A 14,476-nucleotide genomic window follows, 5' to 3' on the forward strand; every position below is an offset into this window, starting at 1 on the left:
CCGCCCGGGATCCGCGGTGCCGACGCCAGCCGCGCGCGGCGACGATCGCGCGGCGGCGTACCTCCGCGACCGTCAGGTCGAGGGTGTGCCCCGCAGCCGACAGCTGCAGCTCGGCATCCGGGCGCGCCCAGGCGTGCTCGAGCCCGGCCTCACCGTGTGCACGTCCGTACGCGATGGCATCCCACCAGGGGTGGATGCGCACCGTCTCGCGCTCACTGAGCAGGTAGGCGTACAGGGCGGGCACCCGGAAGACCTCGGGGAGCTCCCCGCCCGCGACGATGTCGTCGAACAGGGGGTTCAGGCTCATCCCGCGGCGGAAGCCCCGCGCGACGTAGTGGGCGATCGCGAGGGGACGCGGCAGGCGCGGGATGCCGAGCTGGGCGGCGTAGTACGCGGCATCCACCAGCGGGGAGCGGTGGATGGTCCGCGCCCACCAGAGACGGTCCGCGCCTCGGACCAGCGGCCCGACCACGGGGAGATCTCGTGAACGACGGACACTCTCCCGGAGACGACCAAGCCGCATCCCTCGATTCTACGGGCGGCGGATCAGCGGCTCAGGCGCCGCCGGAACCGTCGCAGCCGCGACAGCAGCGGCTGGTGCGCGTCGATCTCGCGGCGCAGGTCCTGGCGCAGGTCTTCGCGCAGCTCGTGGCGAAGCCGCCCGACGGCCTCATCGACGTGGGCGATCACCTCGGCCTGCAGCCGCGACAGGTACAGCGGCAGCCCCGGCCCCTCGCGGTGCACCCACTCGGCGAGGGCGCGGTCGCGGACGACGGCGTCGTCGCGCGCGTGTTCGACTGCGAGGCCGAACATGCTGTTGGCGTCGACCCCCACCGAATCGGGGCGCTGCGTCCAGAAGGCCAGCGGCTCGCCGACGAGGAAACCGATCTCGTGGGAGCGCAGGATGCGCAGATACAGGTCCCAGTCCTCGACGGCGTCGAGGGTCTCGTCGTACCAGCCGACCTCGTCGTGCACCGCTCGCCGGTAGACCACCGAGATCGGCACGGCCCGGTTCACGCTGAGCATCTCGCTCAGCGAGATGCGTGTCATCCCCGCCCAGAAGGGGGCTCGACCGACCTCGACCCAGACGCCGCTGCGGTTCTCTTCGTAGACGATCTCGGTCGCCGCCGACACGGCCGCGTGCGCGGGATGCGCGTCGAGCCAGTCGATCGTGCGGGCGAGGAACTCGGGATGCCACCGGTCGTCGTCATCGTGCAGAACGACGTACTCGGTGTCGAGGGCGCGCACGCCCGTGTTCGCGGCGATGCAGCGTCCCCCCTCGCCGGGGGCGATGTGCACGACGCTCGCGCGATCGTCGAGTCCCGCCGCGGCGACGATCGCGTCGACCTCGGCCGCGTCTCCCCCGTCGTCGACGACGACGACACGCCAACCGGGCGCGGTCTGCGCCGCGATGTCGGCCAGGGCACGGCGGAGGAAAGCGGGACGTTGACGGGTGCGGACGATGATCCCGACGCGTGCGGACATGCGTCCGAGCTTAGGGGCGGTTGCGCTCACAGCTCGGCGTGCAAGGCCCAGACCCGGTCGGCGCAGGCCTCCCAGGCGAACCCTTTCGCGCGGTCGCCGGCGAGAACTCGCAGGCGGTCGGCGTCATCACCGAGGGCTCGCGCCACGGCGTCGCCGAGTTCGTCGGCCACGGCGAAGGCGGCGGCGTCGGCCAGCACCTCGCGGTGCACGGGGGTGTCGAGGGCGGCGATCGGCACGCCGAGGGCCAGTGCGTCGACCGCGCGCCAGGGCCAGTCGGTGCGCCCGCAGGCCGCGACGAACGCGCGCGCGTGCGACAGCACCGCAGCGCGGTCCCAGCGGTCGAGGAAGCCGCGCGCGTGCACGCGGGACTGCGCGAGTCCCGCCGCCGCGGCGACATCGGCGACGGCCGGCTCCTCGCCCTCCGGCACGTCGAGCACGACCACGTCGCCGTCCCAGCCCGCGGCGACGATCGCCGCAAAAGCATCGCCGAGAGCGTCCGAGGCGGCGGCACCGCCGGCGGCGGCGACGAACGACGGAGGAAGATCGAGCGCACGCAGTCGGCCCACGGCATCCGTGGGGACGCGAAGACCCGCGGCCGGGGCGCCGCCGATCACCCGGACTTTCTGCACGAGCTTGTTCTTGGCCACCTGACCGAGGCGCTCCGCCATCGCGTGCGTGGGAACGATGACGGCGTCCGCGTGCTTGGCGATGCGCGACAGCAGGGCGCGGCTGCCCAGCGTCTCGGCGGTGGGGAGCTCGTCGGGGGTTTCCCACGCCCGCAGGTCCCACAGGGTCACGACGATCTGGTGCGTCTCGTTCACCCGGTCGTGTCGCACGAGCGGCGCGAGGGCCGTGGGGGAATGGATGAGACCCTTGCCGATGCCGGGCGCGACCCCGAGCTGCCAGGATGCCGCGAGCTCGCGGCGGCGCACGGACAGGCGCGTCTCCGACGTCAGGCCCGTGACGCCGACGTCGTCGGAGAGGCCGGGCGCCGGCACGATCGCCGCGACATCGCAACCGCGGGGCGCGGTGTCGACGAGGGCTTGGGCGAGGGATGCCGAGGCCTCGGCGAGATCGTTGGAGGTGGGCGCGACGAGTTGGTCGAGCACGACGCGCAGGGTGACGGTCATGAGGAGGGTTCCTCCGTGGGGGTGGGCGGGTGGAGCTTGTCGCGCACCATCTGCTGCACCTGGGCGTAGTCGGGATCGTATTCGTCGACGCCGCCCTCGGGGGTGAGCTCGATCGTCGTGAGGGGCTGGTCCTTGGCCTTCAGCGCCAGATCGACCAGCGTGGGGGCGATGAGTCCCTGCGGCAGGTCTGTCTGCACGATGCTCGTGGTGGATTGCGCCACTTGCTGGAAGCGCGTCAGGACGACCTGCGGGGTGAATTGCGCGAGGATCGCCTCCTGGAGTTCGCGCTGTCGGCGCATGCGGTCGAAGTCGCTCGTGGTGTACCGCGACCTCGCGTACCACTGCGCCGTATCGCCGTCCATGTGCTGCTGGCCCGGCTCGATCCAGCCGAAGGCCCAGTCGTCGACCGGCTGACCGTCGTAGGCCGGACCGCCCTTCGGCAGACGCTCCTGCACGTCGATGTCGACACCGCCGAGCGCGTCGACCACGTCGGCGAAGCCCTTCATGTCGATCAGCACGTAGTACGGGATCTGGATGCCGAGGATCCCCTCGGCCGCATCTTTGGTGGCCTCGATACCCGGCTCGGTGCCCCGCTCCTTCGTGCCGGGGTAGAGCAGGTTCCCGTCCTGGCAGACCTCGACCTCGGTGCGCAGCTGGTTGATGCCGCTCCCCCACCCGCAGGTGGCGTCGGCGTGGCCGGTGTGCCCGTCGGGATACTCGTCCTGCATGGGACCGGGCGCGAACGGGAAGTGCGGCATGTCGCGCGGGATGCCGGTGATCGTGGTCGCGCCCGTGTCGGCGTTGATGGAGACCACCGAGATGCTGTCGAAGCGCATGGAGTCGCGACCCTCGCCGGAATCCGCGCCGAGCAGGAGGATGTTGTAGTAGCCGTCCGACGGCGGGACGACGGGCGCGGACTGGGCGAAGATGTCGGCGAACGCGTCGCGCGTGGTGCCCGCGGCCTGCGCCGCCCACACCGCACCCGATCCCGACAGCACGAGCAAGCCGATCGAGACGATGGTCATGGCCAGGCGCGCCAGCGGCCCGACCCTCACCAGGCGGACCAGGCGCAGGGTGTCGATGCTCAGCACGACCCAGAGCGCCACGTACCCGACGAGCACGATCTGCACGACGGTGAGCGGCAGTGGGCGCAACAACGACAGGAAATCGGGAATGAACGAGCCCGTCGCCAGGGTGAACAGCCCGCTCGGCCAGAGCAGGGCGCCGAGCGCCGCGAGCACCAGCACGGTCCACATGGCGAGGGTCGCCCCCAGACCGAAGCGCCCGAGGCGACGGTTGCCCGCGAGCACCTGCGCCGAGCCCGGCAGCAGGAAGTTCAACACGATGAGCCACCACCCGCGACGGGTCATGACCTCGACCGACGTCGCGTCGGGGGTGCGCAGGGGTCGCTGTTCGACGAGCGACGCGTGTGCGCGGGAGCGCGGCGGAGCCGCCACGCTCACAGGGAGTCCTTCAGGCGGCGGTTCTTCTCGTCGACCTGCGCCTCGAGGTCGCGGGCGTACGCCTCGACACGCTCGGCGAGGGCGGTGTCGGCGCTGCCGAGAATGCGGGCGGCGAGCAGCCCGGCATTCTTTGCACCGTTGATCGACACCGTCGCGACGGGGATCCCGGCCGGCATCTGGACGATGCTCAGCAGGGAGTCGAGCCCGTCGAGGGTGGCGAGTTGCACCGGGACGCCGATGACAGGAAGCGCGGTGACCGATGCCAGCATGCCGGGCAGGTGCGCGGCACCACCGGCACCGGCGATGATCGCCCGCAGGCCCCTCCCCCGAGCCTCTCGGCCGTACCGGATGAGCTTGTCAGGGGTGCGGTGGGCCGAGACGACCTCGACCTCGTGCGGGATGCCGAACTCCGTCAGCACCTCGCTGGCCGCGTTCATCACGCGCCAGTCGGAGTCGGAGCCCATGACGACGCCGACCACGGGCGTCTCGGAAGAATGCAGCGGCCGGGTCACCGCTCCAGGCTAGGCGCGCTCGCTGGAAGATCGCGGAACGGCACGCGACATGCTCAGTCGAAGAACGACGCGGCGCCCCGGGCCTCGTAGACGATCTCGTCGAGATCGTCACCGATCACGTTCACGTGACCGACCTTGCGGCCGGGGCGGGGGGCCTTGCCATAGGTGTGGATCTTCGCCGACGGGTGAGCGGCCAGGGCGGGCGCGAAGCGCTCCTCGAGGCCGCCCTCGGCCGGGCCGCCCAACACGTTGATCATGACCGACCAGGGGGCGATGGCATCCGTCGATCCCAGGGGCAGATCGAGCACCGCCCGCACGTGCTGCTCGAACTGGCTGGTGACGGCGCCGTCCTGCGTCCAGTGACCGCTGTTGTGCGGCCGCATGGCGAGTTCGTTGATGAGGATGCGTTCGTCGGTCGTCTCGAACAGCTCGACCGCCAGCATGCCGGTCACCCCCAGTCCCTCCGCCACGGCGACGCCGATCTCTGCCGCGACGCGACGCACGCGGTCGTCGGCGCGCGGGGCGGGCGCGATGACCTCGGCGCAGACCCCGCCGCGCTGCACGGTCTCGACCAGGGGGTAGGCCCGCACCTCGCCCGACGGGCGTCGCGCGACCTGCTGGGCGAGCTCCCGCGTGAAGTCGACGAGCTCCTCCACGAGCAGCGCTCCGCCGCCTGCGTCTTCGGCGAGGGCGGCGAACCAGTCGTCGGCCTCGGTCGCCGCCGACACCACGCGCACACCCTTGCCGTCGTAGCCGCCCCGCGGGGTCTTCACGACCGCGCGCCCGCCGTGGACGTCGAGGAAGTCCTGCAGGGCGGAGGCGTCGGAGACGGCGGCCCAGTCGGGCTGCGGCAGACCGAGTTCGGCCATGCGGGCCCGCATGACGAGCTTGTCTTGGGCGACGCCGAGGGGGGCGGGCCCCGGGTGCACGGCGACATCGGCCTCGACGAGAGCGGCGAGCACGTCCTGCGGCACGTGTTCGTGATCGAAGGTGATGACGTCGACGTCGCGGGCGAAGGCGAGCACGGTCTCGGCGTCTCGGTAGTCGCCCACGGCGGTCGCGGCGAGCGCCGCCGACATCCCCTCCGCCTCGGCGAGGACGCGGATCTCGACCCCGAGCTCCACGGCGGGCGCGATCATCATCCGCGCCAGCTGTCCGCCACCGACCACTCCGACTCGCAGCGCCATGCCGCTCCTTCCGTCGGCATCCATTCTGTCGGGCCGTCTTCACCGACGCGAGTCGGGAAGGTGCCCCGCCGACAGGGCCGCGGAGCGCTCAGACCTCGACCGCGCCCGAGCCGAACACCTGGGAGTCGCGGTGGGCCAGGATCTGGTTGACCTCGACCTGGTCGACGAGTGTCTCGTGCACCAGCACCGCGTGGGGAATGTTCTTCATGCGCAGCGGCGGCTCCACACCGTTGGAGAGCGACAGCGTCCCCGCCCCCCACAACCGCTGCAGGATGCCGCGGCGCATCTGGATCGCGTACCCGCGCACGTGCGAGATCTCGCGGCGGTTCGCGCCGAAAGGACCGGAGCGCTCGATGACGCGGCGCGTCGTGATCGTCCACGTGTGCGACAGCCAGACGAGGTACGGCACGACCACCAGCAGCAGCACGACGGAGCTCGCGGCCGTCACGAGCATCCAGTTCTCGAAGGGGGCCGGGAGATTGTCGTACAAGTACGGGGTCGCCCCGGCGACGGCGACGAGGATGAGCGCCGACCACGTCAAGCGCCGCGCGTGCGAGCGGAGCCGGGCGATGCGCAGTTCGGGCGCGGCGGTGCCGGGCGCCGGGGTCCGCGGGCGCCCGATCGAACTCGTCGACGGGGTCACGTTCTCATTGTGCGACGCGCGCTGCCCCGTCGCGGTCGAACACGCGGGACGACCTCACCGCACGTGCACGACATCGCCGGCCGACACGGTGGTGCGGATCGTGCCCGACTCGACGACGAGGCGCCCGTCGTCGGCGAGTCCGGATGCGCGTCCCTGCACGCTCGTGCCGTCGGGGAGCGACACGGTCACCTCGCGTCCGACCGTCGCGCACAGCTCCTCGATGTCGCGGTGCACGCGCTCCACGTCGCCGGACGACAGACGCGACAACGTCGCATCGAGATGCTCGAGGTAGTCGGCCAGCAGCTCGTCGTCGTCGCAGTCGGCACCCATCGCCGCGAACGACGTGGCCGTGGTCACCGGCAGTTCGGCACGGGTCATGCGCGTGTTGATCCCGGCCCCCACGACGACGGTGTCGAAGGTGCCCGGCACCGCCTCGGCCAGGATGCCGCAGATCTTGCCGCCCTCGACGAGCACGTCGTTCGGCCACTTCAGCTCCGCGGTACCTCCGTGACCGTGAAGCTGCCGACGCACGGCGCGCGTCATGGCCGCCCCCGCAGCGAGGGGGATCCAGCCGCGCAGCGCGAGCGGCACCGTGGATGCATCGACCACCACCGAGACCGCGAGCGCCGTGCCGGGTGCCGCCGTCCACGAACGGTCGAGCCGACCTCGCCCGGCACGCTGGTCGTCGGTCACCAGCGCCGAGAGGTGCGGCCAGCCGGCGGGATCGGCCGCGACGGCGGCGACGACGTCGGCGTTGGTGGAGTCGGTGGTCTCGACCACCTGGACACGGGGGCTGCGGGCCGCGGTGCGCGGGTATCCGTTCGCGGGAATCGCCATGATCCACACCCTAGGCACGCGAAGCATCCGGGGGTACCGCTTGCATCCCCGTTCGTCGCCATCCCCCCGGATGGTGTCCGGATACCACAGCGCTCCAGGGATTCGCTTGTGCGCACCCTCCAACGCCGGTGCCGGTGCGGTCGCTAGGGTGGAAAGCGTGACCGACCAGCCCGATCTCTTCACCACCGCCGGCAAGATCGCGGACCTGCGCAACAGGTTCCAAGAGGCGGTCGTCGACGCCGAAGCCGCCGCCCGCACCAAGCAGCACGCGAAGGGCAAACTCACGGCCCGCGAGCGCCTGGAGATGCTGGTCGACCCGGGCTCGTTCGTCGAGCTCGACGAGTACGTCCGTCACCGCACCACGGCCTTCGGTATGGACAAGTCGCGTCCCTACGGCGACTCCGTGGTCACGGGCACCGGCACGATCCACGGCCGCACGGTCGCGGTGTACGCGCAGGACTTCTCCACCTTCGGCGGCTCGCTCGGCGAGGTCGCCGGCGACAAGATCATCAAGGTCATGGAGCTGGCCCTCCGCAGCGGCATCCCGATCATCGGCATCCTGGACTCCGGTGGTGCCCGCATCCAGGAAGGCGTCGTGGCCCTCGGCAAGTACGGCGAGATCTTCCGCCTGAACACCGCCGCCTCGGGTGTCATCCCGCAGATCTCGATCATCATGGGCCCCGCGGCCGGTGGCGCGGTGTACTCCCCCGCCCTCACCGACTTCGTCATCATGGTCGACAAGACCAGCCAGATGTTCGTCACCGGCCCCGATGTCATCAAGACCGTCACCGGCGAAGACGTGGGCATGGAAGAGCTCGGCGGCGCGCTCACGCACAACACCCGCTCGGGCGTCGCGCACTACCTCGCCGACGACGAAGACGACGCGATCGACTACGCGCGCGGCCTCATCGGCTACCTGCCCGACAACAACCTCGCCGAGATCCCGGTCTACGACACCCCGTTCGAGTTCGAGACGACCGATGCCGACCGCTCGCTGAACACGGTCATCCCCGACTCCCCGAACCAGCCGTACGACATCCACACCGTGATCGAGGGGATCGTCGACGCCGGCGACTTCCTCGAGGTGCAGCCCCTCTTCGCCCCGAACATCGTGATCGGCTTCGGCCGCATCGAGGGACGCACGGTGGGCATCATCGCCAACCAGCCGTCGCAGATGGCCGGCACGCTCAACATCGACGCCGGCGAGAAGGCCAGCCGCTTCGTGCGTTTCTGCGACGCCTTCTCCATCCCGATCGTGACCCTCGTCGACGTCCCCGGCTACCTGCCCGGGACCGACCAGGAGTGGACCGGTGTCATCCGCCGCGGCGCGAAGCTGCTGTACGCGTACGCCGAGGCGACCGTGCCGCTGGTCACCGTGATCCTGCGCAAGGCCTACGGCGGCGCCTACATCGTCATGGGCTCCAAGCAGCTCGGCGCCGACATCAACCTCGCCTGGCCCACCGCCGAGATCGCCGTCATGGGCGGCCAGGGAGCGGTCAACATCCTCTACCGCGGCGAGATCAAGCGCGCCGAGGAAGCGGGCGAAGACGTCGCCGCCGTGCGCACGCGTCTCGCGAACGAGTACACCTACAACGTGGCATCCCCCTTCCTCGCCGCCGAGCGCGGCGAGCTCGACGGGATCATCGAGCCCGCACAGACGCGCGTGTCGATCGCCAAGGCCCTGCGGGCGCTGCGCAACAAGCGCGCGAGCCTGCCGGCCAAGAAGCACGGGAACATCCCGCTGTGAGCCACGATCACGCCGCCGAGACCGAGGCCGGGCAGCCGCCCGTCGTGGCCGAGGTCGTGCGGGGCACGCCCACGGAAGAGGAGCTGGCCGCGGCCGTCGTCGTGGTGAGCGAGGCGTACGCGCGCGAAGTCGAGGAGGCCACCGTTCCCGACACTCGCGCGCGCTCTCGATGGGAGATCTCGGCGCGCGGACTGCGGTCGCCGCTGGAGCGCGCCGCGGGGTGGAGCGGTTTCACCGGCTGACCCGGGGATGTCCCCCGAAATACCTACAGACGCCGCGGCGCCGATGCCGAATACTGGAGGAGCTGGAACGCGTCACGCGTTCGGTCGGGCCGCTTCTTCGAGCCGGTTCCGGCCTTGCGAACGGTTTTCGGGTAACCGTTCGCCTGGGTGAGGGGTCGGCGATCACGCCGCCCCTCACCCCTCACTCCTCTCCGAGGCTCGCCCCGCGGCCCGCGCATCGGTGTGCTCCCGGTGGCGAATGCTCAGCGGGGTCGCCTGATCTCGCGCCACAGGTCGACCTGATCGTCGTCGCCGCTCGCGCCCTCGCCGCTGGAGCGGCCCACGATGGTGACCGCGACCTCGTGATGCGGCGAGGTGCGGACGATGAGGCGCTCCGACACGGCGTCACGCAGGACGGATGCCAGCTCACCGCGGATGTCGACGAGGGCGGGCGTCGCGAGGCCCTCGAGACCGCCCTCGTCGAAGAGACTGACCGAAATCCCTCGACGGCGAGCCGCTTCGATCTCGGCACGCACCGCGTCGTCGAGCAGGCGAGGACCACGCAGCTCGTCGCGCAGACTCGCCTCGGCGTGGCGCGCGGCCGCCTTCTCGCTCGCGCGCAGATTGCCCCCGGTCTCGATGGTGCGCGCGAGGATCGGACCCGCGGCCTGCAGCGCACGCTGCACGTGCAGTCGCCGTTCGCGCTGCCGCCCGCTCTGCGAGGCCTGCCACGCCGAGGCAGCCTGCTGCAGCTCCACGAGGTGATCGGCATCGCGCGCCGTACGATCGAGGGCGACCATGAGCAGCTGCCCGGCCGCGACCCAGACGATCGAGCCCACGAGCCCCAGGCTGAGGGCGTCGAGCGGGCCGAGCCAGAACGCCGACGAGAGCGCGAGGATCGCCATGCCGGTCCACGCCACGAGGGGACTTCGACGCACGACGACGATCGTCATGAGGGCACCGATCGCACCGATCACCCATGTCACGAAGGGCTGCCCCCGACCGGCCTCGGTCACCGCCGAGAACGTCGCGGTGGGAACGACCACCGCCGCGAGCAGCGCCAGGGCCACGCCCCAGGTCGGCATCTGTCGCATCGGTGCCACGGGCCCGGGGGCCGCCGCGCGCTCCGGCGCGGCACGCCCTCCGATCGCGAAGATCCACAGCCAGGTCACCGGCAGATAGAACACGAGTGCCGCGACGATCAGCCAGCCCCGCTCGACGGTCTCGGGCGATGTCCACAGCAACCCCCGCGCCGCCAGGTAGGCGGTGAACGCGAGCGCGATGCTCGACAGGACGAAGCGGACGGTCACCAACGGTCACCGCTCTCCCACTCGAGCGTCACCGTCGTGCCGGCCGCACCCGAGTCGATGTCGCTGCGGCCGCCCACGGCGCTCACGCGGGCGATGATCGACCCACGGATGCCGAGACGGTCGGCGGGGATCGCATCCACGTCGAACCCGGCCCCGGCGTCGCGTACGCGCACCGCGATGCTGCCGGGGGCCGCGTACCCGGCCAACTGCACCGACAGCCCCTGCGCGTCGGCATGCTGGACCGCGTTGGCCACGGCCTGCATCGACGCCAACACGAGCGCCCGCGCGACCCGGCCCGGCACCCGCGGCGTGCCGTCCTCGACACGGCGTGCCACCTCGAGGTCGACGCCGAGGTCGCGGGCCGCGATTTCGATGTCGTCAGCCAGACGGGTGGCGGGCACCGGCTCGTCGCTGCCCTCGAGAGCGTCTTTCTCGGCGTTGGCGAGGCGAGTGAGCGCCTCGCGCGCCATGCTCACCGCGAGGGTCCGCTCACGCGGCGTCGTCGCGCGCTCCGCGGCCAGGAGGGCTCCCAGCACGCTGTCGTGCATGAGCGCGGCCACCGCGACCCGCTCGTGTTCGCTCGCGGCAGCGGCGGCCGCCGCCGCGTAGCTCGACACCGCGAGGGTGCGCGTCTGGTCGACGTTGACGGCGACCGAGCGGTACATCCACGCCAGCGTCAGCAACACGCTGCCCAGGATGAGCGCGAACGACACGTCGAGCAGGACGGGCAGCACGAAATCGGGATCGCCTCCGGCCTGCAGCAGCCGAACGCCCCCGAAGAGGAGGGGTGCCGCCACCGTCCACGCGATCTGTGCCGGGAGGGGGAAGGCCACCACCGCCGCCAACGTGGCGATGTTGATGAGGTAGAAGATCCACGGGTTCTCGGTGGGGACCGGGGGCGGTCCGCCGGCGGTCGCCAGCGGCCACAGTGCCAGGGCGACGAGGAAGACAACCGCGAAGAGGCCGGCGAACATGCGCGCCAACCGCCCGACGGCGCAGGCGATGATCATCGCGACGAGCGGAAGGAACACGCCCAGCGTCATCGGCAGATGCCAGCCGGGAGCCTCGTCGCCGGTCCCGAAGGCGGCGGCGAAGGCCTGCGCACCCAGGACGAGCGCACCCGGTCCGACGAGGAGCGTGAGGACGCGCTCGATCCGCGTCTGCGTGAACGACCCCGAATCGCCCTGCGTCTCGCGGGAGTGAGGGATGCGGCCCCAGGCGTCGTCCAGGACCGATCGGGGGGTGTCAGCCATGGCCCACGGCGGCATCGGGCGCGTCGTGGAGGATGCCGTCCTCCATCGCGCGCCGCAGCAGATCGACCTTCGTGGGGGCCGGGCGGCCGACCTCGACGTACTTGACCCGCACGCGGGTGATGTTCTCTTTGGCGGTCGAGTACGCCACACCGAGGCGCTCGGCCACGGCTTTGAGCGGCAGACCCGCCGCATACAGCCGGAGCACCTCGCGCTCGCGCGCCGACAGCTGCGCATCGGCGAACTCGCGGTCGCCCTCGACCGCGCTCGCCCATTCGACGTTGTCGAGCAGCTCACCGCGCGCCACGACGTCGATCGCGCCCAGCACCTCGTGCGTGGGCGAGGACTTGCTGACGATCCCCGCTGCCCCCGCCGCCAGAGCCTCGCGCACCGCCGCCGCGCGATCGGCCACGCTGTGGATGATGACGCTGGAGCCGTCGCGGACGACACGGTCGACGTTCTCGGACACCGTGGTGCCATCGCCGAGCGTGAGATCGAGCACCACGACGTCGGCCGGCGATGTGGCGCCTGCCCGTCGCCAGTCAAGGTAGGCGGCGACGTTGGCGCCGGAGAAGACCACCTCGGTGGCGCCGGTCCCCGTCAACGCCGCCTCGAGACCGAGCCGAACGGACTCGTGATCATCGATGAGGGCGACACGCGTCATTGGTTCATCGTATCGATCCGCCCCTGCCCGGGCAGAGGTTGTGCCCCTCACCGACGCAAAACGGCCACTGCCTCGACATGGTGCGAATTCGGGAACAGGTCCACGCCGCGGATACCGCGGTCGGCGCGATAGCCCAGATCCGAGAACGTCGCCAGGTCACGCGCGAGCGCCACCGGGTCGCAGGCCACGTAGACGACGGTCGAGGAGGTCAGCGCGGCGATCCCCTCGACGACCTCACGTCCCGCGCCGGCGCGCGGCGGATCGAGCAGCACGACACCGCGGGCGAGACGCTCGCGCTCTCGCGCGGAGGCGTCGGCGACCAGCTTCGCCACGAAGCGGTCGGCTCGGGCCGTCTCGGCACGAGCCCCGACCCATTCCGCCAGATTCTCCCCCGCGTGCTCGGTGGCCCGGGGATCGGATTCGACGCTGACGACACGGGTGGACGCACCGCCGAGATCGGCGATCGTCGCGGCGAACAGTCCCACTCCCCCGTAGAGATCGAGGTGCAGCGCCTCGGGGTCGAGGGCTCCGATGGCCTCGATCTCGTCGGCGACGAGCGCGGTGAGCGTCTGCGCGGCGAGCCGGTGCACCTGCCAGAAGCCACCGGCATCCACGCGGAACGTGCGGTCGCCGACACGTTCCTCGACGACCTCGGGGGCGGGGTGGGTACGCACACCGTCGGGCCGCGGGAGCACGCGCACGCGGCCGTCGGCGGGCTGCACGAGATCGATGCGGCCGGGCTCGCTCCCGCGGATCTCCGCGGCGGCATCGGCGACACCCGCGGTGGCCAACGGCAGATCGGGCGTCTCGATGACCCGGTGCGAGCGCGCGGCGTACGCCCCCACGCGCCCCCGGTCGTCGACGTGCAGGCTCACCCGGGTGCGCCACCGCGTGCCGTCGTCGGTCTCGGGCGCACTCGCGTCTCCGGCGGGGCTCACGTCGACCGGCAGATCGAGGCGACCCACCCGCTGCAGGGACTCGCGCACCACCCGCTCCTTGAGGGCGCGCTGGTGCCCCAGCACGATGTGACCGAACTCCGCACCGCCCGGACGCTGGGCGGGATCGATGTCGATGTCGGCCGCACGCCAGACGTGCGGGCGACGCTCGGGAGCGGCTTCGAGCACCTCGACCGCGTCGGCTCGCCAGAACGCCTTCTTGCGCGTGTCGGTGAGGCGAGCGCGCACCCGCTCCCCGGGCAGGGTGTCGGCAACGAACACCACGCGCCCCTCGTGCCGACCGACGAAGACGCCGCCGTGGGCGATGCCCGTGATATCGAGTTCGATCAGATCGCCGTCGCGCATCCTCCGAGCCTGTCACATGCCGCCGACACCGGTCCGTCGGGTCGGTAGCGTTATCGCATGCGCGTGTGCTTGGCATCCACTTCTCCCGCCCGACTGATGCTGCTGCGCCAAGCGGGCATCGAGCCCGAGGCGCGCGCACCCCGGGTCGACGAAGAGGCCGTGATCGCCGAGGTCGAAGCCGCCGAGAGGCGCCGCCTGCCCGCCGACGAGCACGTGCTGCTGCTCGCGCGCCGCAAGGCGGCCGACGTCGCACACCGCCTGCACGCGGAGGAACCGGCCTTCGACGGGTTCGTGATCGGCGGCGACTCGATGTTCGCCCTGGGCGATGAGATCCTCGGAAAGCCCTATACGGCCGAGGCGGCCACCGCCCGCTGGCTCGACATGCGGGGCCGCACCGGTGTGCTGCACTCGGGCCACAGCGTGTTCCGCGTCTCGCCCGACGCGGAACCGCGCGAAGCGTACGCGGTCGCCGAGGCGTCGGTGACGTTCGCCGCCGACGTCGACGCCGACGAGATCGCCGCGTACGTCGCGAGCGGGGAGCCGCTCCTGGTGGCCGGCGCCTTCACGGTCGACAGCCTGGGCGGGGCGTTCATCGAGCGCGTCGATGGCGACCCCTCCACCGTGGTCGGCATGTCGCTGTCGACCGTGCGACGCCTCGTGCGCGAGCTCGGCGGCGCGTGGACGCAGCTCTGGAACCGTTCGTAGACTCCCGCACACGTTTTCCGG

General features: G+C 71.5%; 15 protein-coding genes. 4 read left to right on the forward strand and 11 right to left on the reverse strand.

The annotated features are described in order from the left end of the window. Positions 1 to 16 precede the first annotated feature (16 nt). Positions 17 to 487, forward strand: a complete 471-nt coding sequence (locus QE412_RS07760) for a hypothetical protein (protein ID WP_307481903.1) — start codon at positions 17 to 19, stop codon at positions 485 to 487. A 59-nt stretch (positions 488 to 546) separates the two neighbouring features. Here the strand turns inward: QE412_RS07760 and QE412_RS07765 are convergent, their stop codons facing one another. The 7 genes from QE412_RS07765 to QE412_RS07795 form a co-directional block, all read right to left on the reverse strand. Then, complete coding sequence (locus tag QE412_RS07765) at positions 547 to 1,485, reverse strand: glycosyltransferase family 2 protein (RefSeq protein WP_307481906.1); 939 nt, start codon at positions 1,483 to 1,485, stop codon at positions 547 to 549. A 26-nt stretch (positions 1,486 to 1,511) separates the two neighbouring features. Beyond that, positions 1,512 to 2,615: a glycosyltransferase gene (locus tag QE412_RS07770; RefSeq protein ID WP_307481908.1), complete on the reverse strand. Its 1,104-nt coding sequence runs from the start codon at positions 2,613 to 2,615 to the stop codon at positions 1,512 to 1,514. Next, positions 2,612 to 4,078 carry an LCP family protein gene (locus tag QE412_RS07775; RefSeq protein WP_307481910.1) on the reverse strand — a complete coding sequence of 489 codons (1,467 nt, stop codon included), beginning with the start codon at positions 4,076 to 4,078 and terminating at the stop codon, positions 2,612 to 2,614. The genes QE412_RS07770 and QE412_RS07775 overlap by 4 nt, the downstream gene beginning before the upstream one ends. Then, the gene (gene purE, locus QE412_RS07780) at positions 4,075 to 4,542 is read right to left on the reverse strand and encodes a 5-(carboxyamino)imidazole ribonucleotide mutase (protein WP_307487081.1); all 468 of its coding nucleotides are present in this window, start codon (positions 4,540 to 4,542) and stop codon (positions 4,075 to 4,077) included. The genes QE412_RS07775 and purE overlap by 4 nt, the downstream gene beginning before the upstream one ends. 101 nt (positions 4,543 to 4,643) lie before the next feature. Next, positions 4,644 to 5,777: a 5-(carboxyamino)imidazole ribonucleotide synthase gene (locus QE412_RS07785; RefSeq protein ID WP_307481913.1), complete on the reverse strand. Its 1,134-nt coding sequence runs from the start codon at positions 5,775 to 5,777 to the stop codon at positions 4,644 to 4,646. A gap of 88 nt (positions 5,778 to 5,865) precedes the next feature. Then, entirely contained in the window at positions 5,866 to 6,420 is a 555-nt protein-coding gene (locus QE412_RS07790) for a PH domain-containing protein (RefSeq protein WP_307481916.1), read from the reverse strand. Between the two features lie 54 nt (positions 6,421 to 6,474). Then, complete coding sequence (locus QE412_RS07795) at positions 6,475 to 7,257, reverse strand: biotin--[acetyl-CoA-carboxylase] ligase (RefSeq protein ID WP_307481918.1); 783 nt, start codon at positions 7,255 to 7,257, stop codon at positions 6,475 to 6,477. 157 nt (positions 7,258 to 7,414) lie between these two features. Here QE412_RS07795 and QE412_RS07800 point away from each other — a divergent pair, with 157 nt between their 5' ends. Continuing rightward, entirely contained in the window at positions 7,415 to 9,004 is a 1,590-nt protein-coding gene (locus tag QE412_RS07800; protein ID WP_373426536.1) for an acyl-CoA carboxylase subunit beta, read from the forward strand. Then, positions 9,001 to 9,246, forward strand: coding sequence for an acyl-CoA carboxylase epsilon subunit (locus tag QE412_RS07805; RefSeq protein ID WP_307481925.1), 246 nt, complete (start codon positions 9,001 to 9,003; stop codon positions 9,244 to 9,246). The genes QE412_RS07800 and QE412_RS07805 overlap by 4 nt, the downstream gene beginning before the upstream one ends. Positions 9,247 to 9,488: 242 nt before the next feature. Here QE412_RS07805 and QE412_RS07810 read toward each other — a convergent pair whose 3' ends face one another. The 4 genes from QE412_RS07810 to QE412_RS07825 are packed head-to-tail and all read right to left on the reverse strand — an operon-like array spanning position 9,489 to position 13,750. Beyond that, positions 9,489 to 10,535 carry a hypothetical protein gene (locus QE412_RS07810; protein ID WP_307487083.1) on the reverse strand — a complete coding sequence of 349 codons (1,047 nt, stop codon included), beginning with the start codon at positions 10,533 to 10,535 and terminating at the stop codon, positions 9,489 to 9,491. Further along, entirely contained in the window at positions 10,532 to 11,788 is a 1,257-nt protein-coding gene (locus tag QE412_RS07815) for a sensor histidine kinase (protein ID WP_307481928.1), read from the reverse strand. The genes QE412_RS07810 and QE412_RS07815 overlap by 4 nt, the downstream gene beginning before the upstream one ends. After that, positions 11,781 to 12,449: a response regulator transcription factor gene (locus QE412_RS07820; RefSeq protein WP_307481930.1), complete on the reverse strand. Its 669-nt coding sequence runs from the start codon at positions 12,447 to 12,449 to the stop codon at positions 11,781 to 11,783. The genes QE412_RS07815 and QE412_RS07820 overlap by 8 nt, the downstream gene beginning before the upstream one ends. Positions 12,450 to 12,496: 47 nt before the next feature. Further along, positions 12,497 to 13,750, reverse strand: coding sequence for a class I SAM-dependent RNA methyltransferase (locus QE412_RS07825; protein ID WP_307481933.1), 1,254 nt, complete (start codon positions 13,748 to 13,750; stop codon positions 12,497 to 12,499). A 57-nt stretch (positions 13,751 to 13,807) separates the two neighbouring features. Between QE412_RS07825 and QE412_RS07830 the strand changes: the two genes are divergently transcribed. Next, positions 13,808 to 14,455 (forward strand): Maf family protein, encoded by a 648-nt coding sequence (locus tag QE412_RS07830; RefSeq protein ID WP_307481937.1) that lies wholly within the window; start codon positions 13,808 to 13,810, stop codon positions 14,453 to 14,455. Positions 14,456 to 14,476 lie beyond the last annotated feature (21 nt).

This window comes from Microbacterium trichothecenolyticum (assembly GCF_030818955.1).
Taxonomy (GTDB): domain Bacteria; phylum Actinomycetota; class Actinomycetes; order Actinomycetales; family Microbacteriaceae; genus Microbacterium; species Microbacterium trichothecenolyticum_B.

What these genes read in the sequence shown, in the direction of transcription:
- QE412_RS07765 (WP_307481906.1), bottom strand. Translation starts at nt 1,485, where the DNA reads ATGTCCGCACGCGTCGGGATCATCGTCCGCACCCGTCAACGTCCCGCT.
- QE412_RS07770 (WP_307481908.1), bottom strand. Translation starts at nt 2,615, where the DNA reads ATGACCGTCACCCTGCGCGTCGTGCTCGACCAACTCGTCGCGCCCACC.
- purE (WP_307487081.1), bottom strand. Translation starts at nt 4,542, where the DNA reads ATGGGCTCCGACTCCGACTGGCGCGTGATGAACGCGGCCAGCGAGGTG.
- QE412_RS07785 (WP_307481913.1), bottom strand. Translation starts at nt 5,777, where the DNA reads ATGGCGCTGCGAGTCGGAGTGGTCGGTGGCGGACAGCTGGCGCGGATG.
- QE412_RS07795 (WP_307481918.1), bottom strand. Translation starts at nt 7,257, where the DNA reads ATGGCGATTCCCGCGAACGGATACCCGCGCACCGCGGCCCGCAGCCCC.
- QE412_RS07815 (WP_307481928.1), bottom strand. Translation starts at nt 11,788, where the DNA reads ATGGCTGACACCCCCCGATCGGTCCTGGACGACGCCTGGGGCCGCATC.
- QE412_RS07820 (WP_307481930.1), bottom strand. Translation starts at nt 12,449, where the DNA reads ATGACGCGTGTCGCCCTCATCGATGATCACGAGTCCGTTCGGCTCGGT.
- QE412_RS07825 (WP_307481933.1), bottom strand. Translation starts at nt 13,750, where the DNA reads ATGCGCGACGGCGATCTGATCGAACTCGATATCACGGGCATCGCCCAC.
- QE412_RS07830 (WP_307481937.1), top strand. Translation starts at nt 13,808, where the DNA reads ATGCGCGTGTGCTTGGCATCCACTTCTCCCGCCCGACTGATGCTGCTG.